The organism is Rhizobium sp. HT1-10, assembly GCF_049472505.1.
Classification (GTDB): Bacteria; Pseudomonadota; Alphaproteobacteria; order Rhizobiales; family Rhizobiaceae; genus Rhizobium.
In genome coordinates, this window is the sequence record NZ_JBCEBQ010000002.1 from 359,365 (window position 1) to 377,411 (window position 18,047).

At 64.2% G+C, this 18,047-nt stretch carries 17 protein-coding genes and 1 tRNA gene; 15 read left to right on the forward strand and 3 right to left on the reverse strand.

The features are described 5' to 3' along the window. Positions 1 to 2: 2 nt before the first annotated feature. The 8 genes from VH564_RS06715 to VH564_RS06750 all read left to right on the forward strand — a co-directional run bounded on the left by VH564_RS06715 (position 3) and on the right by VH564_RS06750 (position 9,132). Positions 3 to 1,421 carry a chemotaxis protein CheW gene (locus tag VH564_RS06715; RefSeq protein ID WP_423339029.1) on the forward strand — a complete coding sequence of 473 codons (1,419 nt, stop codon included), beginning with the start codon at positions 3 to 5 and terminating at the stop codon, positions 1,419 to 1,421. Next, entirely contained in the window at positions 1,418 to 2,500 is a 1,083-nt protein-coding gene (cheB, locus tag VH564_RS06720) for a chemotaxis-specific protein-glutamate methyltransferase CheB (protein ID WP_423339030.1), read from the forward strand. The genes VH564_RS06715 and cheB overlap by 4 nt, the downstream gene beginning before the upstream one ends. After that, positions 2,497 to 3,363 carry a CheR family methyltransferase gene (locus VH564_RS06725; protein ID WP_423339031.1) on the forward strand — a complete coding sequence of 289 codons (867 nt, stop codon included), beginning with the start codon at positions 2,497 to 2,499 and terminating at the stop codon, positions 3,361 to 3,363. The genes cheB and VH564_RS06725 overlap by 4 nt, the downstream gene beginning before the upstream one ends. Before the next feature lie 11 nt (positions 3,364 to 3,374). After that, positions 3,375 to 5,330 carry a chemotaxis protein CheA gene (locus VH564_RS06730; RefSeq protein WP_423339032.1) on the forward strand — a complete coding sequence of 652 codons (1,956 nt, stop codon included), beginning with the start codon at positions 3,375 to 3,377 and terminating at the stop codon, positions 5,328 to 5,330. Beyond that, complete coding sequence (locus VH564_RS06735) at positions 5,327 to 5,572, forward strand: hypothetical protein (RefSeq protein ID WP_423339033.1); 246 nt, start codon at positions 5,327 to 5,329, stop codon at positions 5,570 to 5,572. Before VH564_RS06730 ends, VH564_RS06735 begins: the two co-directional genes overlap by 4 nt. A gap of 101 nt (positions 5,573 to 5,673) precedes the next feature. After that, on the forward strand, positions 5,674 to 6,057 hold the full coding sequence (locus tag VH564_RS06740) for a response regulator (protein ID WP_423339034.1): 384 nt from the start codon (positions 5,674 to 5,676) through the stop codon (positions 6,055 to 6,057). Beyond that, complete coding sequence (locus VH564_RS06745; RefSeq protein ID WP_423339035.1) at positions 6,054 to 6,689, forward strand: chemotaxis protein CheX; 636 nt, start codon at positions 6,054 to 6,056, stop codon at positions 6,687 to 6,689. Before VH564_RS06740 ends, VH564_RS06745 begins: the two co-directional genes overlap by 4 nt. Positions 6,690 to 6,717: 28 nt before the next feature. Beyond that, positions 6,718 to 9,132, forward strand: coding sequence for a PAS domain-containing protein (locus VH564_RS06750; protein WP_423339036.1), 2,415 nt, complete (start codon positions 6,718 to 6,720; stop codon positions 9,130 to 9,132). A gap of 24 nt (positions 9,133 to 9,156) precedes the next feature. Here the strand turns inward: VH564_RS06750 and VH564_RS06755 are convergent, their stop codons facing one another. Beyond that, positions 9,157 to 9,384: a DUF6894 family protein gene (locus VH564_RS06755; protein ID WP_423339037.1), complete on the reverse strand. Its 228-nt coding sequence runs from the start codon at positions 9,382 to 9,384 to the stop codon at positions 9,157 to 9,159. A gap of 247 nt (positions 9,385 to 9,631) precedes the next feature. On the opposite strand from VH564_RS06755, the gene VH564_RS06760 reads away from it, so the two are divergent. Then, on the forward strand, positions 9,632 to 10,135 hold the full coding sequence (locus tag VH564_RS06760) for a ferritin-like domain-containing protein (RefSeq protein WP_423339038.1): 504 nt from the start codon (positions 9,632 to 9,634) through the stop codon (positions 10,133 to 10,135). Positions 10,136 to 10,441: 306 nt separating this feature from the next. Further along, entirely contained in the window at positions 10,442 to 12,484 is a 2,043-nt protein-coding gene (locus tag VH564_RS06765; RefSeq protein ID WP_423339039.1) for an NAD(+) synthase, read from the forward strand. A 332-nt stretch (positions 12,485 to 12,816) separates the two neighbouring features. Here the strand turns inward: VH564_RS06765 and VH564_RS06770 are convergent. Beyond that, positions 12,817 to 12,891: transfer RNA gene (locus VH564_RS06770), tRNA-Gly, on the reverse strand. A gap of 246 nt (positions 12,892 to 13,137) precedes the next feature. On the opposite strand from VH564_RS06770, the gene VH564_RS06775 reads away from it, so the two are divergent. The 4 genes from VH564_RS06775 (at position 13,138) to VH564_RS06790 (ending at position 15,644) form a co-directional block, all read left to right on the forward strand. After that, the gene (locus VH564_RS06775) at positions 13,138 to 13,647 is read left to right on the forward strand and encodes a prolyl-tRNA synthetase associated domain-containing protein (RefSeq protein ID WP_423339399.1); all 510 of its coding nucleotides are present in this window, start codon (positions 13,138 to 13,140) and stop codon (positions 13,645 to 13,647) included. A 56-nt stretch (positions 13,648 to 13,703) separates the two neighbouring features. Continuing rightward, positions 13,704 to 14,675 (forward strand): thioredoxin, encoded by a 972-nt coding sequence (gene trxA / locus VH564_RS06780; RefSeq protein WP_423339040.1) that lies wholly within the window; start codon positions 13,704 to 13,706, stop codon positions 14,673 to 14,675. A gap of 93 nt (positions 14,676 to 14,768) precedes the next feature. Beyond that, positions 14,769 to 15,446, forward strand: a complete 678-nt coding sequence (locus VH564_RS06785) for an LON peptidase substrate-binding domain-containing protein (RefSeq protein WP_423339041.1) — start codon at positions 14,769 to 14,771, stop codon at positions 15,444 to 15,446. Between the two features lie 9 nt (positions 15,447 to 15,455). Further along, positions 15,456 to 15,644 carry a Trm112 family protein gene (locus VH564_RS06790; protein ID WP_423339042.1) on the forward strand — a complete coding sequence of 63 codons (189 nt, stop codon included), beginning with the start codon at positions 15,456 to 15,458 and terminating at the stop codon, positions 15,642 to 15,644. 36 nt (positions 15,645 to 15,680) lie between these two features. On the opposite strand, the gene VH564_RS06795 is transcribed toward VH564_RS06790, so the two are convergent. Beyond that, positions 15,681 to 16,922 (reverse strand): ubiquinone biosynthesis hydroxylase, encoded by a 1,242-nt coding sequence (locus tag VH564_RS06795; RefSeq protein ID WP_423339043.1) that lies wholly within the window; start codon positions 16,920 to 16,922, stop codon positions 15,681 to 15,683. 56 nt (positions 16,923 to 16,978) lie between these two features. Here VH564_RS06795 and tesB point away from each other — a divergent pair, with 56 nt between their 5' ends. Then, positions 16,979 to 17,860 carry an acyl-CoA thioesterase II gene (gene tesB, locus VH564_RS06800; protein WP_423339044.1) on the forward strand — a complete coding sequence of 294 codons (882 nt, stop codon included), beginning with the start codon at positions 16,979 to 16,981 and terminating at the stop codon, positions 17,858 to 17,860. Positions 17,861 to 18,047: the final 187 nt, after the last annotated feature.

An 18,047-nucleotide genomic window follows, 5' to 3' on the forward strand; every position in this document is an offset into this window, starting at 1 on the left:
TCATGGATGGGGCTTTGCCCACGACGCAGGCCGACCGTCGCCATCTGGTCTTCCGGATCGGCAGCGAACTCCATGCGATCGATGCCGGCCGGGTTCTGGAAGTGATCCGCACGCCTGCCGTCACGCGCGTGCCCTATGGTTTTGCCGCACTGGTGGGCATCGCCAACCTGCGCGGAACGCCCTTGCCGGTGGTCGCTGTCGCAACGCTTCTCGGCAAGCAGCAGAGCGGCGCGCGAAAAGTCATCGTCTTCGAGCATGGCGAACCGGTCGGACTCCTGGTCGACGACGTCGTCCGTTTCGATACGAATGACGCCCCGGATCGGCCGACGGTGGTGGATATCGCCGCCCTGCTGGCCTCGGCCATGGTGGCGCCGGCGAGACCCCGTCCGGCGCTGGCCCGTTCGCTCGGGGCCGTCGACCGGTCGCGCGTGGCAGCCGAGGTTGACCGCATCCGGACGTTGCTGACCTTCCGCGCTGCCGGCCAGACGTTCGGGCTGAGGCTCGACAGCGTCTCCGAGATCCTCGCCTGGCCGGAAGGTCTCGTCACACCTGCAAACGGCAAGAGCTTCGTCGGCATGACGACCTACCGGGACAGAGCGCTGCCGATATTCATGCTCGCGGCGCTGCTGGCTCTGCCCGATGCGGGATCGACAGCGTCGCGCATCGTCGTCGTCGAATATCGAGGTGGCCTGGTCGGTCTTGCCATCGACCAGATCGATGCCATCCGCCGCGTGCCCGAAAGCGCTATCGAGCCGCTGCCGCCGGTGCTTGTGCGGAGCGCGGAAAGCCCGGCGGAAATCGAGGCGATCGGCCGGGTCGAGGGCGGCCGGGCGTTGGTCTCGATTCTTTCGGCGGAAAAATTGTTCGGCAACGACGCGCTCGAACAGGTGGTCAACAGCAGCGGCGGGGAAGCACCAATGCCGATCGAAGCGGACGACATGGAATTCGAACGTTTCCTGATCTTCACGCTGGGCGAGGAGAGCTATGGCCTGCCGATAACAGCGGTGGAGGAGGTCATTCGTTTGCCGGATTCGATCACCCGGTTGCCGAACGCCCCGGCTTTCGTTTCCGGCATCATCAATCTGCGCGGCAAGGCCCTGCCGTTGATCGACCAGCGGCTGCGTTTCGAGGCCTTGTCCGGCGGCACGACGGCTCGACCGCGCGCCATTGTCGTGACCATCGACCGCTTGACAGCCGGATTCATTGTCGACGGGGTGTCGGAAGTGGTGGCCATTCCTGCCTCTGCCCTGTCGGTGGCGCCGGAGTTCTCCGACGATCGCGCCGCCGTGTTCGATCGCGTCGCCCATATCGAGGCGCTCGACCGGATGATCCTGCTGGTCGATCCGCGCGAGCTGCTCAGCCGCGCCGAGCGGGATGTGGTGGCATCTCTTTCGGAAACGCCCGTGGCGGTCGCCTCGTGATCAGGCTGCTTGTTGTCGACGATTCCGCGCTGATGCGCAAATTGCTCTCCCGCATCTTCAAGGACGAGGGCGACTTCGAGGTCGAGGTGGCGCGCGACGGACTGGAGGCCCTGGCGGCCATCAAGGCCTTCAACCCGGATGTCGTCACGCTCGACATCCACATGCCCGGTCTCGACGGTCTCGCCTGTCTGGACAGGATCATGCTCGAACATCCCCGCCCGGTCGTCATGGTCTCGGCGCTGACCGAGGAGGGCGCCGAGGAGACGCTGGCGGCGCTCGACATGGGCGCGGTCGATTTTGTCGCCAAGCCGGGCGGCGCCATTTCGCTCGAGATCGACAGCCTGGCGCCGCAGCTGGTGGAGAAGGTGCGCAACGCTGCCACCGTCCGCGTCCGCCGCAGCCGCCGGCTGGTGGAGCGCTTGCGCGGCGGACAGCGGGAACAGCCGATCGCCCGGCCTGCTCTTGCGCCGACTCCAAGGCTGAAGCCGCGTCCGGCAACGCAGGAGGTCGAGGGTGTCGTGCTCATCGGCGCCTCCACAGGCGGGCCGCCGGCACTGGATGCCGTGCTGTCGCTGCTGCCCAAGGATTTTCCGTGGCCCGTCATCGTCGCCCAGCACATGCCGGCGTCGTTCACCGGTCCGCTGGCGCGCCGGCTCAATGCGATCTGCGCCCTCGAGGTTCGGGAAGTGACCGCCCAGACGAGGATCGAGCCCGGCAACATCTACATCGCCAAGGGCGACGCCGATATCATTGTCGCCATGCGGGCCGGTCGGCTGGTCTGCCTTCCCAGCCCATCGGATTCCAATTGGCTGTGGCACCCGAGCGTCGAGCGGCTGGTGCGCTCGGCGGGAGAGCACATTGCGGCCCCCAACCTCGTCGCGGTGCTGATGACCGGCATGGGCAATGACGGGGCCGCCGCCATGGCCGCGCTGCGGCGCGCCGGCGGCCGGACCATCGCCGAATCGGAGGAGACTGCCGTCGTCTGGGGCATGCCGGGGGCGCTGGTCGGCCTGGAGGGCGCCACCGTCATCGCGCCGCTCGACCGGATCGCCGCCACCGTGCTGGAGATGGTGGCATGACGAACAATGGATCACCGGGGCGGCCGACCGGCAACGAGCCGCTGGGCTCGGCGGAACTGGAGGAGCTCTGCGCCATCATCTATGCCCGCACCGGCATGGTGTTCGGCGAATCCAAGCGCTACTACATCGAACGCCGCATCACCGACCTGATGGAGGCAAGCGGCGCCGCCTCGGTGCGGGCCTATGTGGCGATGCTGAAAGACGATCCACGCGCCGTGGAGCCGCTGATCAACAGCTTCACCGTCAACGAGACCTATTTCTATCGCGAGGAACATCAGCTCGCCTGCCTCAGCCGATCCATCCTGCCTGACATCATCAGGACGAAGAAGCCTGGCGACCGTATCCGGATCTGGTCGATGCCATGCTCGAGCGGCGAGGAACCCTACTCGATCGCCATCTGGCTCCTGGAAAACTGGGCGCTGGTCGATGCCTACAACGTCGAAATCATCGGCTCGGACATCGATACGGCAATCTTGAAGCAGGCGGCCGAGGCGGTCTACAGCCAGCGCTCCCTGTCGAGGCTGCCGGACGCGGTGGTACGGCGCTACTTCGAGCCGGAGCAGGACCTGCCACGCAGGCTGATCGGCGATCTCCGCGAATCGGTTTCCTTCGTCAAGGCCAACCTGGTCGACCGGGCCAGCCTGTCCTCGCTCGGCAAGTTCGATGTCATCTTCTGCCGCAACCTGCTCATCTATTTCGACGATGCGGCGCGGGAAACGGCGGTCGACAATCTGCACGACTTTCTTGCGCCGGGCGGCTACATTTGCCTTGGGCACACGGAATCGATGACGCGCATTTCAGGTCTCTTCGAAGCGGCGCGGTTCCCCGACGCGATCGTCTATCGCCGTGCCGGAGGCGCGTGATGGAAGAGTTGATGCAGCAATTCGCCCTGGAGGCGCGCGAACTGGTGCAGCAGGCCTCCGACGACCTTCTGGCGCTGGAGCGGACACCGCGCGACAGGCCTCGGCTGGAGAGCGCCTTTCGCGCCATTCACACCCTCAAGGGCTCCGTCGGCCTGTTCGATTTCGGACCGATGCATGGCGTTTTGCACCAGGCGGAAGACCTGCTGATGGCGGCACGCGCCGACAGCATCGACATCGATGCCGGCTTGATCGACCCGTTGCTGGCGGTTGTCGAATGGGTCGAGCGATGTGTCGAGGATATCGCCCGCGACGGCTTGCCCTCAGTGCCGGTGGCCGGCGAGGCGGGCTCGCTGCTGGCCATGCTTCGGCAGGAGGGCGAGACCTCGACGGACGCCACTGGTGCCCATGCGCCTGAAGAGGGCATTCCCGAATGGGCGAGCGAACTTCTTCAGCTTTCCGGCCAGGCGCTGGACGCGGGCAGCGCTTGTGTGGCGCTGCGCTACGAACCCCATGCGGAATGCTTCTTCAACGGCGACGACCCCCTTGCCACCATGGCGCGGGTCCCGGGCATCCTTCATCTGCGGGTCCAACCGCGCGAGCCCTGGCCGGCGCCCGGCGAATTCGACCCCTTTCGCTGCAATCTGCTGATCGAGGCAATCACGGCCGCGCCGCTCTCGGAGATCGAGGCGGTGTTCCGGCTGATCCCCGACCAGGTGCGGATGATTGCCATGGCACCGGCGCTGCGGCCCGAGCCCGAGGCGGACGTTCCGCAGGCAGCGGTGCAAGCCGAGAACGCGCCGGCGACGATGCGGGTGGATACGGCGCGGATCGACGCGCTGGTCGAGATCGCCGGCGAGTTGATCACCGCCAAGAACGGGCTGCTGCCTCTCGCCGACGAAGCACGGCGGGCTATCGGGGACGAACGCCTGTCCCGGCAGATCCTTGCCAGCCACCATGAGATCGAGCGCCTGGTCGGCGCACTCTACGGCGCCGTCACCAAGGCGCGGCTCATTCCGCTCAGCCAGACCTTCCGGCGCTTCCCGCGTCTCGTGCGGGAAACGGCCGGTCGTCTGGGCAAGGCGATCGACCTGGTCATGGAAGGCGATGGCGTCGAGGCGGACCGGGAGATCGTCGAGGACCTGTTCGAGCCGCTGCTGCATCTGCTGCGCAATGCGCTGGACCACGGGATCGAGCCCGAAGCGGAGCGGCTGGCGGCGGGAAAACCGGCCCGCGCCACCGTCAGGCTGACGGCGCGGCAGCGGGGCGAGCATATCGAGGTGGAATTGCGCGACGACGGTCGTGGCATGGCGCCGGCCCGCATCGCGGCGGCGGCGGTCTCCAAGGGACTGCTCAGCGCCGCCGAGGCGGCAGAACTGCCTGATGCCGCGGCCCTGCAGCTGGTGTTCCTGCCCGGCTTTTCGACGGCTGCCAGCGTCAGCGATCTCTCCGGGCGCGGCGTCGGGCTCGATGCGGTGAAAAGCGCGGTGCAGCGGCTGGGCGGCACGGTCGAGCTGTCGAGCGAACCATCGGTCGGCACATCGTTCCGGCTGACGCTGCCGGTCAGCTTCGCCATGTCGCGGCTGATGGTGGTCGAGGCGCGGGGGGAACGCTACGGCATTCCGATCGAGGGCATCGTCGAGACGTTGCGGCTGCCGGCGGCGGCCATCATGCCGGTCCGATCCGGCGAGGCTTTCGTGCTGCGCGACGGGACGATCCCCTTGCTGCATCTGGGCACGCTGCTGCAGCTCGATCTGGAGCGGCGGCCGGCCGGCGATGCGCGGGTGCTCGTCGTCGAGGCGAACGGCCGGCGCGTCGGCATCGCGGTCGACGCCATCGCCGAACGGGCCGAGACCCTGATGCGGCCGCTCTCCGGCCTGCTGCGCGGCATGCCGGGCATCGCCGGGACGACGCTGCTCGGCGACGGCAGGGTGCTTCTGGTGCTCGATCTGGAGGCTTTGATCGGATGACGGTAAGACTGGAAGCCCACGCGATCATTCTGGAAGGCCCCTGCGGCGTGGAGCAGGCGGAAGCGCTGTTCGGGCATATCGAGACCCATCCGACGCTGCCGGTGGATGTCAGTGGAGCGGAGGCTGTGCACACCGCGCTCTGGCAGGTCATTCTCATGTTCAAGCCAAGGCTGGAGGGCGCCCCGAACAATATATTCATCAGCGAGCATATTCTGCCGGCGCTGGCCAAGCACTATCGATGAACAAATCGACCCCGACTGGCGCTAAAACTTGCGAAGGTCGCGTCTACACCTTAATACGACAGCTTGAAATTGCTGCACGTTCGACAATACGGAGAGATAATATGCCGGTAACAGTTCTTGTCGTCGATGACAGCAAGCTTGCACGGATCGTAGCCGGCAAGGCCATTGCCGCCCACCAGCCCGATTGGCTGCGGGTCGAGGCCAGCAGTGCGGCCGAAGCGATCGATATCGTCGAGGGGCAGACGATCGACGTTGCGGTGCTCGATTTCAACATGCCGGAAAAGGACGGGCTGGCGCTTGCGGCCGAACTGCGTGCCGCCCACCCGCACATGCCGATCGCCGTGATCACCGCCAATATCCAGGACGAGATCATCGCCGCCGTTCGCGCCCTCAACGCTACCTTCGTCGGCAAGCCGGTCACCGAAGATGCCATCGGACCGTTCATCGCCGGGGCTGCCTTGCGGCTCAGAAAGAGCGGAGTATGACGGGCGAGGTGTACCTGGACGAGCTGGAACGCGATGCGCTGACCGAACTGGTGAATATCGGCGTCAGCCGTGCTGCCGCCAGCCTGCGCAAGATGGTGAGCAAGCAGGTGCTGCTCTCCGTCCCCTCGGTCGAGATCGTCACCCGCGCCTCCGCCGCCGCCCTGATCGGCCAACGGGAGAGCGAAGACCTGATCGCCGTGCAGCAGCAGTTCGACGGCGCCTTTTCGGGCAGGGCGTTGCTGATGTTTCCGGAGAGCAACGGCTTGCGGCTGGTGCGCGCCATGGTCGGCGACGACATGGAACAGGACGAGGTCGTCTCGATGGAAAGCGAGGCCCTGGCCGAGGCCGGAAATGTCATCCTCAACGGCTGTCTCGGCTCGATGGCCAACATGCTGCAGCAGTCGCTGAAAATGACGCTGCCCGATGTCCGGCGCGGCAACAGCGAGATGCTGTTCGATGTCGCCAGCAATCCGGTCGAGGAGAGCTTCGTGCTGTTCCTCTACATAAATTTTTCGGTGCGTGACCGCGACATTCGCGGCTATATTGCCATGATCTTGGATCTGCCGTCATTGGAAATCCTGAAGCAATTGATTGCAGCCTTCGTCGAGCGCGTAACACAGGATACGCCTTGACCCATCTGATCGCCGAACGGGGCCGTGCATGAACGAGGAAATTTCCGATTACCCAGCAACAGCTTTGCCGGATTCGGGAACGGAAGCGCGCGGCCTCGAGAGGGAGCTGGCGCAGCTGAGAGGCGAAGTGGAAGTCGCACGCCGGCGTCTCGACCTGACGCTGGAGGCGGCTGGCGCCAGCTGCGGCTGGGAGTGGGACATTCCGACCAGCACGCTTGTCGCCGATGCGCGCTTCGCGGCCGTCACAGGCCAGGACGAGGTTGCGCTTGCCGAGGGCGTGCCCAGTCGCCAGTTCTTCGTCGGCATCCATCCGGACGACCTGAAGCGCATCCGTCTGGCGGTGGCCGGCATCATTGCCGGCGCGGAGGTCTTCTCCAAGGAATACCGGCTGATGAAGGAAGATGGCGGCTTTCGCTGGGTGCATGCCCGCGGCCGCGCCGTCTTCGACGAAGATGACCAGCCGGTGAAATTCATCGGCATGCTGGTCGACATCACCGAGCAGAAAAGCATCCAGGAGCAGCTGCGCATCGCCCAGGTGGCGGGCGGCATCGGCACCTTCGAATATGTCTCCGGCTTCGGCACGGTCACGGTTTCCGAACAGTTCTGCCGGCTTTTCGGGCTGCATCCGACCCGCGTGCTGCCGGTGCGCACGCTCAACATCCTGATCCATCCGGATGATCCGCCGATCATCGACATTACCGCGCCCCACGGGATGCAGGACAATGCCAGCAGCGAGTTCCGCATCACCCGCGCCGACGACGGCGCCGAGCGCTGGCTGGCCCGTCGCGGCGAATATGCCGAGGATGCGAGCGCGCCCGGTCGCCGCTTCATCGGCGTGATCTACGACGTCACGGCCGCCAAGCAGACCCAGGCGCGGCTGCGCGAGGCGAACGAGGCGCTGGCCGAGCGGGTGCGGGAAAGCACCCGGGAGCGGAACCGAATGTGGCAGAACTCGCGCGACCTTCTGGTCGTGCTCGGCGCGGACGGGATTTTCCGGGACGTCAACCCGGCCTGGTCGGAGACGCTCGGGCATGGTCCGGAGCAGGTCATCGGCAAGAGCATCTTCGACTTTACCTTTCCGGACGACACCGAGGTGATGCGCGCCGGTATCGAGAGGGCGGCGGACAACACCCACACCGATCTCGAAGCGCGGCTGATCCACCAGGATGGCTCGACCATCTGGATTTCCTGGATGACCTCCCACGAGGAGGACATCATCTATGCCTATGGCCGTGACGTCACCTTCCAGAAGGAGCAGGGCGAGACGCTGCGCGACACCGAAGCGCAGCTGCGCCAGTCGCAGAAGATGGAAGCGCTCGGCCAGCTGACCGGCGGCATCGCCCATGATTTCAACAACATGCTGACTGGCGTCATCGCATCGCTCGCCATCCTGCGCCGGCGGATCAGCGCCGGTCGGCTCGACGATGTCGACCGCTTCATCGATGCCGCCACGACCTCGGCCCAGAGGGCGGCAGGGCTGACGCATCGGCTGCTGGCCTTCTCACGCCGGCAGTCACTCGATCGCCAGCCGCTCGATATCAACGCGCTCGTGACCTCGATGGAAGACCTGCTGCATCGCACGCTCGGCGAGCAGATCGCCCTGTCCGTTGCCCTCGACGACAGCGCCTGGCAGGCGGTCACCGATGCCAACCAGCTGGAAAATGCCATCCTCAATCTGGTCATCAACGCTCGTGACGCGATGCCGGAGGGCGGCAAGCTCACCATCGAGACCGCCAACGCCGTCTTCACCGCCGCCGATCTCCTGCGCAACGAGGAATTCCAGCCGGGCAGCTATGTCGTGCTTGCCGTCAGCGATACGGGCATCGGCATGTCGAAGGCGACGATGGAAAAGGCCTTCGAGCCGTTCTTCACCACCAAGCCAATCGGCCAGGGCACCGGGCTCGGCCTGTCGCAGATCTACGGCTTTGCCCAGCAATCCGGCGGCCATGTGCGCATCTATAGCGAGCTCGGCCAGGGCACGACCATCAAGCTCTATCTGCCGAGCAGCGACGTCGTGGCCGGGGCTGAGGCAGACGCGGTGGTCGAGGACAGTGCGCCGCCGATGGGCGACGGCGAAACGGTCATGGTCGTCGAGGACGATGATGCCGTCCGCATGCTGGTCATCGCCGTCCTGCAGGAGCTCGGCTACAAGGCGTTGGAGGCAATCGACGCGGACAGCGCGCTGCCGATCATCGAATCCCGCCAGCGCATCGACCTGTTGATTTCGGATGTCGGGCTGCCTGGTCTGAACGGACGGCAGCTGGCCGAAATCGCCATTTCCGCCCGCCCTGAACTGAAGGTGCTGTTCATCACCGGCTATGCGGCCACCGCTGCCTCGCGGGCAGACTTCCTGGCCCCCGGCATGCGGATGATCACCAAGCCCTTCGCCATCGACGATCTCGCCGAGACGGTGCGCGACATCCTGACGACATCGCGGGCATAGGCACAACGTTGCTGCTCGCAGCCGTCAGTGTTCCTCGCTGGTAAAGACGATATGGGCCGTGCAGACGAGGGTGCCCTCGTCGTCGAACAGCTCGACCGTGAGATCGATGCTGGCGGGGAAGCGGTCGCTGAGCGAATCGATGGCGGCGCGTTTTGCCTCATCCTTGGCAATCTCGAGATTGGGCATCTCGAAGCCGCCGTTGACGTCCGTCCACTCCTCGCGATCGCGGATATTGTAATAGAATTTCGGCAAGAATTTCGAATTCGCTCTGTGGATGCATGTCTGCAGTCAAAACCGTGTCACCTTTCAATTGGTTCCGTTCCACTGCGTCCGTATCCACGCTGTGCGCGTAGCTTGCGACCCGGATGGTCCCTACGTGTCCCCAAAAGAGGGTCGATTCGCCGGCAAAATGCCTGACCTTCCTCCGCCGGAATAGGCTCGGAACAAATGCTCGGGATGCAGGTTGAGTCACCGGAATACAAACCCCAAGGAGAATATCATGGCTGAGAAGACCCTCAACGACCTGTTCATCGACACGCTCAAGGACATCTATTTCGCCGAACGCCAGATCCTCAAGGCACTGCCGAAAATGGCACGCGCCGCCCAGTCGGACGAGCTGAAGGCTGCATTCAAGAAGCACCAGGAAGAAACCCAGGGCCAGATCGAGCGCCTGCAGCAGGTCTTCGAACTGGTCGGCAAGCCAGCCCGCGGCAAGACCTGCGAAGCCATCCAGGGTATCATCGCCGAGGGCGAAGAAATCATGGAAGAATTCGCCGGTTCGCCAGCTCTCGATGCCGGCCTGATCTCGTCTGCCCAGGCTGTCGAGCACTATGAAATCGCTCGCTACGGCACGCTTAAGAACTGGGCCGCCCAGCTTGGCATGACAGAAGCGGCCGAACTGCTCGACGCGACGCTGCAGGAAGAAGGCGCCACCGACGAAGCCCTGACGCAGCTGGCCGATGCCTCGGTCAACGCCAAGGGCAAAAAGAACAAGGCTGCCTAAGCTATCTTAGCTGGCTAACTGAAGGACGGCCGCTCCAGGATCGGCCGTCCTTCGGCGTTTTATCGCTCGACGCGCCGGCCGTCGTATCTGATATGCCGGCCCCGACTGCAGTGACGGTTCAACCGGTCGCGGCCCAAGGCGGTGCCTCCGGAGTGCATCTAACCTGGCACGCGGCGAGGCTGTGCGGCGCTGGCGGATGAGCTATGCGAAGCTTGGCCTTGCCGGTTGCGCGCATCAGGGCGTATTGAGGATTGCCTGCAGAATGATGTCGTCCGGCCTGGCGGCTGGTGGCGACGGGAGACCGCGATGACCTTCTTTTCCGCCTACGACCAGGGTTTCGTCCGGGTCGCCGCCTGTACCCCGGTATGCGAGATTGCCGATCCGGTTGCCAATGCCGCTGAGATCATGCGCATGGCAGCAGAAGGTCACGCGCAGCATGTGGGGTTGATGCTGTTTCCCGAGCTGTCGATATCAGCCTATGCGATCGACGACCTGCTCGGGCAGAGCGTGCTGCTCGACAGCGTCGAGCGAGCCCTCCTCGACATCGCCGCCTTTACCCGCACGATCGCGCCGGTGCTGATCGTCGGGGCGCCGTTGCACAAGGATGGCAGGCTCTACAATTGCGGCATCGCCATCCATGGTGGCCACATCCTCGGCGTGGTGCCGAAGGCCTATCCGCCCAATTACCGCGAATTCTACGAGCGCCGCTGGTTTGCCTCGGGCCGCACCATCCGCAATTCCACGATCACGGTCGGCGACCAAAGCGTGCCCTTCGGCGTCGATCTCCTGTTCGAGGCGGAAAACCGCAGGGACTTCGTCTTTCATATCGAAATCTGCGAGGATTTCTGGGTGCCGACGCCGCCGAGCGATTTCGGCGCGCTGGCAGGCGCAACCATCCTCACCAACCTGTCCGCCAGCAACATCACCGTCGGCAAGTCCGACACCCGCAAGCGGCTCTGCGCCACCCAGTCGTCGCGGGCGCTGGCGGCCTATGTCTACTCGGCCGCCGGTCCCGGCGAATCGACCACCGATCTTGCCTGGGACGGGCAGGCCTGCATCTATGAACTCGGCGACCTCCTGGCCGAGACAGAGCGTTTTCCGTCCGGTGCGCAGATGTGCATCGCCGATGTCGATGTCGAGCGCCTGAAGCAGGAGCGGCTGCGGCAAGGGACATTTGGAGAAGCCGCGCTCAATGTCGGCCCGGACCGCGAATTCCGCCGCGTCGGCTTCATTGCCGCGCGACCGGAAGGCGATACGGATTTGCGCCGCAGCGTTGCCCGCTTTCCCTTCGTGCCCGCCGATGCGAGCCAGCTGGCGCAGGATTGCTACGAGACTTTCAACATCCAGGTGCAGGGCCTGCAGAAGCGGCTGCAGGCGACCGGCATCAAGCGGCTGTGCATCGGCATCTCGGGTGGGCTGGATTCGACCCATGCGCTGCTGGTGGCAGCGCGCGCCTTCGACCAGCTCGGCTGGCCGCGCTCCGACATCCTCGGCTTCACCATGCCGGGCTTTGCCACCGGCGACGAGACGCTGGCCAATGCCTGGGCATTGATGCGCAGCCTGCAGATCACGGCCGACGAGATCGACATCAAGCCGCTGGCGCTGCAGCTGCTCAAGGATCTCAGCCATCCCTTCGCCGGCGGCAAGCCGGTCTATGACGTCACCTTCGAGAACGTCCAGGCGGGGCTGCGGACCGACTTCCTGTTCCGCGCCGCCAACCAGCGCAATGCCTTCGTGCTCGGCACCGGCGATCTCTCGGAGATCGCGCTGGGATGGTCGACCTATGGCGTCGGCGACCATATGAGCCATTACAACGTCAATGCCTCGGTCTCGAAGACGCTGATCCAGCATCTGGTCCGCTGGGTCATTCAATCAGGCGATTTCGATGCCGATACCAATGCGACGCTCGACAGGGTGCTGAACACGATCATCTCACCCGAGCTGGTGCCGGCCGATGCCAATGGCGAGATGCAGAGCACGGAGGACCGCATCGGCCCCTACGCGCTGCACGATTTCGCCCTCTATTATATCAGCCGCTACGGGTTGAAGCCGTCGAAGGTGGCGTTTCTGGCCTATCATGCCTGGAGGGATATCGAGGAAGGCGCCTGGCCACCCAATTTCCCGGCGGAGAAGCGGCATGCCTATGGGCTGCCTGAGATCAAGCACTGGCTGGAGACCTTCCTGTTCCGCTTCTTCACCATCAGCCAGTTCAAGCGCTCGGCCTCGCCGAACGGCCCGAAGGTCACCTCGGGCGGCTCCCTCTCGCCCCGCGGCGACTGGCGCGCGCCGTCTGACGGCAATGCAAGGATCTGGCTGAAGGAACTGGCCGACAACGTGCCGGACGTGTGAAGCGGGGGAGAGGGCAGGCGGTCGCCCGGGTCATCGACGGGCGGGGCATGCCGCCCGGCTCCCTGCCTGTCCGCAGAGGCGCGTCGAGACGATGCCCGATCACCGGCAGAGGTGGTCGCTGGACAAAGCAGGTCCGATCGTGCCGGACAAAGTGGCGGGCTGTTTTAGGAAATGGGGCTCGCGATATTTGCTGGGATTGTGACCGGCATTCGGTCGCTTCAGACTAAGGCTTGCAGCAAACAAAGCTGAATGCTGCTGTATCGAGTAATTTAAAATCTGGATGGATTTTTTCCCGTAGGCGTCTCTACACCGACAAAGGCCGGGAGAGAAATTGGAGCGGGTGAAGCGATTCGAACGCTCGACCCCAACCTTGGCAAGGTTGTGCTCTACCCCTGAGCTACACCCGCTCAATCCATCGGTCCGGGGGTAGTCGGTGGACCGTGGCGTCACCTTGCGGCGACGGGCGCTATATGGCCCAACCGTTTTTCAAATGCAACAGGAAATCTTTCGACGACGCGAAAAAAGTGTCACACGCTCCGTGGCATCGGCAAAAAACCCAGCAAATGCAGGAGTTTCGGCCGGAAAGATTGCCAAAGACCGGGCAGGAACGTATCAACGCAACGACCATTTCCGCACCGTGCCGAGCGAGACCCATGACCGAGCCCTCTTTGAAAACCCGCACCGAGCTGTTTGCCTTCCTGGACGGCTTGGGAATCGCCCACAAGACGCTGGATCACCCTGCCGTGTTCACTGTGGCCGAGTCGGTCTCGCTGCGCGATGCGATCCCCGGCGGCCACACCAAGAACCTGTTCGTCAAAGACAAGAAGGACAATTTCTTCCTGCTGACCGTCGAGGAGAATGCTGTCGTCGACCTGAAGACGGTTCACACCATCATCGGCGCGGCCAGCAAGGTGTCGTTCGGCAAGCCTGAGAAGCTGATGGAATACCTGGGCGTCATCCCGGGCGCGGTCACGGCCTTCGGCGCGATCAACGACACCGGTCACAACGTCACCTTCGTGATCGATTCGGCGCTGATGGAAGAGGAGATCATCAACTGTCATCCGCTGGCGAACGATGCGACCACGTCGATCGGTTCGCAGGACCTGCTTCGCTTCATGGAAGCGACCGGACACACAGCGCTCGTCTTGAAAGTCGCGGGCTGAGATACGATTATAACGCTATAATTTCGGTCCGACATGCGGACAGGCGGGAGACACTCATGAGCGGCACAGACAACCCTTACAACGCGGCCTCCCTCGGCGGCCAGATGTCGGCCTCGATCAATACGGGTGCCCCGGTGGCGGCCGGCGGTTCGCACATCAAGGACACGACCACCGCGAATTTCACGCGTGATGTTATCGAAGAATCGCGTCGCCAGCCCGTGCTGGTCGATTTCTGGGCGCCCTGGTGCGGTCCGTGCAAGCAACTGACGCCTGTCATCGAAAAGGTGGTCAACGAAGCCGCCGGCCGGGTCAAGCTGGTGAAGATGAACATCGACGACCATCCCTCGGTCGCGGGCCAGCTCGGCATCCAGTCGATCCCCGCCGTCATCGCTTTCGTCGATGGCCGGCCGGCCGACGGCTTCATGGGCGCGGTGCCGGAAAGCCAGGTGCGGGCCTTTATCGAAAAGATCGCCGGGCCCGCCGGTCCGACCGACGAAGCGGCCGAGATCGAAGCCATCCTAGAGGAAGCGGCGGTCTTGCTCGCCAATACCGATATCCATGGTGCTGCCGAGCTGTTCGGCGCCGTTTTGCAGGCGGACCCGGAGAATGCCAAGGCGCTGGCCGGTATGGCCGAGTGCATGATCGCCGCCGGACAGAGCCAGCGGGCCCGTGAGGCGCTGACGGACCTGCCGGAGACGCTGTCGAAGGATGCCGGCATCCAGGCCGTCGTCAAGAAGCTCGACCAGATCGAGGAAGCAGCCAAGCTCGGAGATCCCGCAGCGCTCGAGCAGCAGCTTGCCCTGCAGCCGGACGATCATGCGGCGCGCCTGAAGCTTGCCAAGATCCGCAATGTCGAAGGCGATCGCAACGCTGCGGCCGAACACCTGCTGACGATCATGCGGCGCGACCGGACATTCGAGGACGACGGCGCCCGCCGCGAGCTTCTGGCGTTCTTCGACGTCTGGGGGCCGAAGGATCCGGCGACGATCGCCGCAAGACGGCGGCTGTCGTCTATCCTGTTCTCGTAAACTTCGGCCTGCCGCCTTGCGTTTTCGGCGGCAGGCACCACATTTTGAAGAGACAAGGGCGCGTCACGGGTGCAGTGTGCTCGAAGCTCCGGGATGGGAAATGTTTTCATGCAGGTTGGCAACGCCAGATATCTGAAGCCCAGCGATCTTCCCCAGGCCGTGCCGATCTTCCCTCTGAGCGGCGCGCTGCTGCTGCCCGGCGGCCAGCTGCCGTTGAATGTCTTCGAGCCGCGCTATCTCGCCATGTTCGACGCGGCGATCTCGGGCAACAGGCTGATCGGCATGATCCAGCCGGCGCTCACCGAGCCCTCCGAAAGCGGTCAGCTCGCCCATGTCGGCTGCCTCGGTCGCATCACCTCCTTCGCCGAGACCGGCGACGGGCGGTACATGGTGTCGCTGACCGGCATCTGCCGTTTCCGGTTGATCGACGAGGTCTCTGGCCATCATCCCTTCAGGACGTTCCGCATCGCTCCCTTCATCGCCGACCTCAAGTCCGAGGACGAGGAGGGCAGTGTCGATCGTCCGGCCCTGCTGTCGGCCTTCAAGGCCTATCTCGAGGCCAACAAGCTGGAGGCGGACTGGGAGAGCGTCGAGCGGGCCGGCAACATGACGCTGGTCAATTCGCTGGCGATGATGGCGCCGTTCGAGCCGGCTGAAAAACAGGCTCTGCTCGAGGCGCCGGACCTGAAGACGCGGGCGGAAACCTTCGTTGCCATCACCGAAATCGTGCTCGCGCGCGGCTTCGGCGATTCCGACCTTATTCTGCAATAGGCTGACGTGATGGACGATGCCGTCAGCAAAGTTGATACCAAGCTGCTTGACCTGCTGGTCTGCCCGCTCACCAAGGGCCGGCTGAGCTACGATCGCGAGCGCAACGAGCTGATTTCCGAAAAGGGCCGACTGGCCTATCCGATCCGCGACGGCATTCCGATCATGCTCATATCAGAAGCGCGCCGCCTCGAGGACTGAGGCGTCGTTGCCTTGACTGGACGCCTCCGGCTGAGATCAGATCGCCTGACCCGTCAGCAGGCGCGGATTGTGGGGTGCCGTTGTCCCGGACGCTTCGCCGATAAAGTAGGATTTCATCATGGGAAGCCGGTCGACCAGACCGAGGCCGAAGTCGCGGGCGGCGCGCAGCGGACCGATATCGTTGGAAAACAGCCGGTTCAGCACATCCGTCGTCACACCCATGCGGAAGGTGTCAAAGCGCCGCCAGGTCTGGTAGCGCTCGAGCGTGTGGATGGAGCCGATATCGATGCCGAGCCGATCGGCCTCGACGATGGTTTCGGCGAGTGCGGCGACGTCCTTGAAGCCGAGATTGAGGCCCTGGCCGGAAATCGGGTGGATGCCATGGGCAGCGTCGCCGGCGAGCGCGAAGCGGGGCGCGACGAAGGCGCGGGCGAGCGTCAGGCCGAGCGGGAAGGCGCGCTTGCTGCCGACCACCTTGAGGCCGCCGAGCTTGTGGCCGAAGCGGCGCTCCAGTTCCTCTTCGAAGATCAGGTCGTCGGCCGCCACCAGCCGGTCGGCATCGGCGGTGCGCTCGGTCCAGACCAGCGACGAGCGGTTGTTCTTGAGCGGCAGGATGGCGAAGGGGCCGGAGGGCAGGAAATGCTCCTCGGCGCAGCCATTGTGCGGCCGTTCGTGCTCGATGGTAGTGACGATGCCGGACTGGCCGTAGTTCCAGCTGACGGTCTTGATGCCGGCCATGTCGCGCAGCTTCGACTTGACGCCATCGCAGGCGACCAGCAGCTTGGTCTCGATGGTGCTGCCGTCCGAGAGGGACAGAGACACGGAAGCATCTGTGGTCTTGAAGCCGGTCGCCGACAGGCCCTCGCGGATGGTGATGCCAAGCCGCTCGCAGGCACCGCGCAGCGCGCCGACCATGGCGACGTTGGGCACCATATGGGCAAAGGGTGCGCCATCGGTGACGGCGCCCTCGAAGGTGAGGAAAACCGGGCGGACCAGATCGGCGGTGCGCGAATCGGTGACGATCATTCGGGTAATCGGCTCGGCCTCGGGGCGGATTTCATCCCAGACGCCGAAGACATCCAGCATCCTCGAGGCGGCGGTGATGATGGCGGAGGCGCGCTGGTCCTTCTTCCAGCTGCCCTCTGGAGCAGCCTCGATGACCATCACGTCGAGATGCGGCGCCGCCTGCTTGACCGCCACCGCTGCCGCCAGGCCCACATAGCCGCCACCCACCACCAGCATGTCCAACATTGCCTGCTCCTGCTTCCCGTGATCCATTGCGACTGTATATAGAGCAGCCTGTCGTCCGTTCCTACAGCCGGAGTGCATCCATTATGTCGCGCCATCCCAATCCCGATGCCATGGAGCAGCTGCTTTCCATCCTCGACCTCGAGGCTCTGGAGGTGAACCTGTTCCGCGGGCTCAGCCCCGATGTCGGGTGGCAGCGCGTCTTTGGCGGCCTGGTGGTTGCGCAGGCTGTCATGGCGGCGCAGCGGACGGTGGATGCGGAGCGCCACATCCATTCCCTGCACGGCTATTTCATGCGCCCGGGCGATCCCGCCGTACCGATCCTCTATCAGGTTGAGCGGCTGCGCGACGGCGGCAGCTTCGCCACGCGCCGGGTGCTGGCCATCCAGCACGGCCAGGCGATCTTTTCGATGTCGGCGTCGTTCCAGTTCGACGAGCCCGGCTTCGATCACCAGATCGCCATGCCGGACCGGCCGGCGCCCGAGGATCTGCTCGGCGAGCAGGAGATCAAGGAGACCTACCTTTCCAAGGCGCCGGCGCCGATCCGCAAATATTGGGAGCAGCCACGGCCGATCGAGATCCGGCCGGTGTCGCTCACCCATTATTTCTCCAACACCAAGCTCGATCCGCAGCAGGACGTCTGGGTCCGGGCGACCGGTCCCGTTCCCAGCGACCGGCACTACCAGGCGGCGGTCCTTGCCTACCTGTCCGACATGACGCTGCTCGACGGCGCGCTGTTTGCCCATGGCACCTCGATCTTCGATCAAAGCCTGCAGGTTGCCAGCCTCGATCACGCGATGTGGTTCCATCGTCCCTGCCTGCTCGACGACTGGCTGCTCTACACTCAGGACAGTCCCAGTGCCTCAGGTGCCCGGGGACTGGCGCGCGGTAGCCTGTTCACGCGATCCGGCGTCCTGATTGCGTCCGTCGCCCAGGAAGGTCTGATTCGGAAAAAGGCAAATGCCTAAATAGTTTGCAAATTCTTGAATTTGCCTCATATTTGCTCGGTTTGGCCGGGCAAATTTGCCTCCTTTTTGGCAATGCGATTTTAAATCTTATTATTTCAATAACTTAATCACTCCTTTCAAACTGGCACGGCCTTTGAATGTAGAAGGGCAGTCGCTGCCCATTTGCTGGTCGGCGTCGAGGAGAGTC

Excerpts from the sequence above, each read along its gene's own strand:
- VH564_RS06715 (WP_423339029.1), top strand. The coding sequence starts at position 3 with ATGGATGGGGCTTTGCCCACGACGCAGGCCGACCGTCGCCATCTGGTC.
- VH564_RS06725 (WP_423339031.1), top strand. The coding sequence starts at position 2,497 with ATGACGAACAATGGATCACCGGGGCGGCCGACCGGCAACGAGCCGCTG.
- VH564_RS06730 (WP_423339032.1), top strand. The coding sequence starts at position 3,375 with ATGCAGCAATTCGCCCTGGAGGCGCGCGAACTGGTGCAGCAGGCCTCC.
- VH564_RS06735 (WP_423339033.1), top strand. The coding sequence starts at position 5,327 with ATGACGGTAAGACTGGAAGCCCACGCGATCATTCTGGAAGGCCCCTGC.
- VH564_RS06740 (WP_423339034.1), top strand. The coding sequence starts at position 5,674 with ATGCCGGTAACAGTTCTTGTCGTCGATGACAGCAAGCTTGCACGGATC.
- VH564_RS06745 (WP_423339035.1), top strand. The coding sequence starts at position 6,054 with ATGACGGGCGAGGTGTACCTGGACGAGCTGGAACGCGATGCGCTGACC.
- VH564_RS06750 (WP_423339036.1), top strand. The coding sequence starts at position 6,718 with ATGAACGAGGAAATTTCCGATTACCCAGCAACAGCTTTGCCGGATTCG.
- VH564_RS06760 (WP_423339038.1), top strand. The coding sequence starts at position 9,632 with ATGGCTGAGAAGACCCTCAACGACCTGTTCATCGACACGCTCAAGGAC.
- VH564_RS06765 (WP_423339039.1), top strand. The coding sequence starts at position 10,442 with ATGACCTTCTTTTCCGCCTACGACCAGGGTTTCGTCCGGGTCGCCGCC.
- VH564_RS06775 (WP_423339399.1), top strand. The coding sequence starts at position 13,138 with ATGACCGAGCCCTCTTTGAAAACCCGCACCGAGCTGTTTGCCTTCCTG.
- trxA (WP_423339040.1), top strand. The coding sequence starts at position 13,704 with ATGAGCGGCACAGACAACCCTTACAACGCGGCCTCCCTCGGCGGCCAG.
- VH564_RS06785 (WP_423339041.1), top strand. The coding sequence starts at position 14,769 with ATGGGAAATGTTTTCATGCAGGTTGGCAACGCCAGATATCTGAAGCCC.
- VH564_RS06790 (WP_423339042.1), top strand. The coding sequence starts at position 15,456 with ATGGACGATGCCGTCAGCAAAGTTGATACCAAGCTGCTTGACCTGCTG.
- VH564_RS06795 (WP_423339043.1), bottom strand. The coding sequence starts at position 16,922 with ATGGATCACGGGAAGCAGGAGCAGGCAATGTTGGACATGCTGGTGGTG.
- tesB (WP_423339044.1), top strand. The coding sequence starts at position 16,979 with ATGTCGCGCCATCCCAATCCCGATGCCATGGAGCAGCTGCTTTCCATC.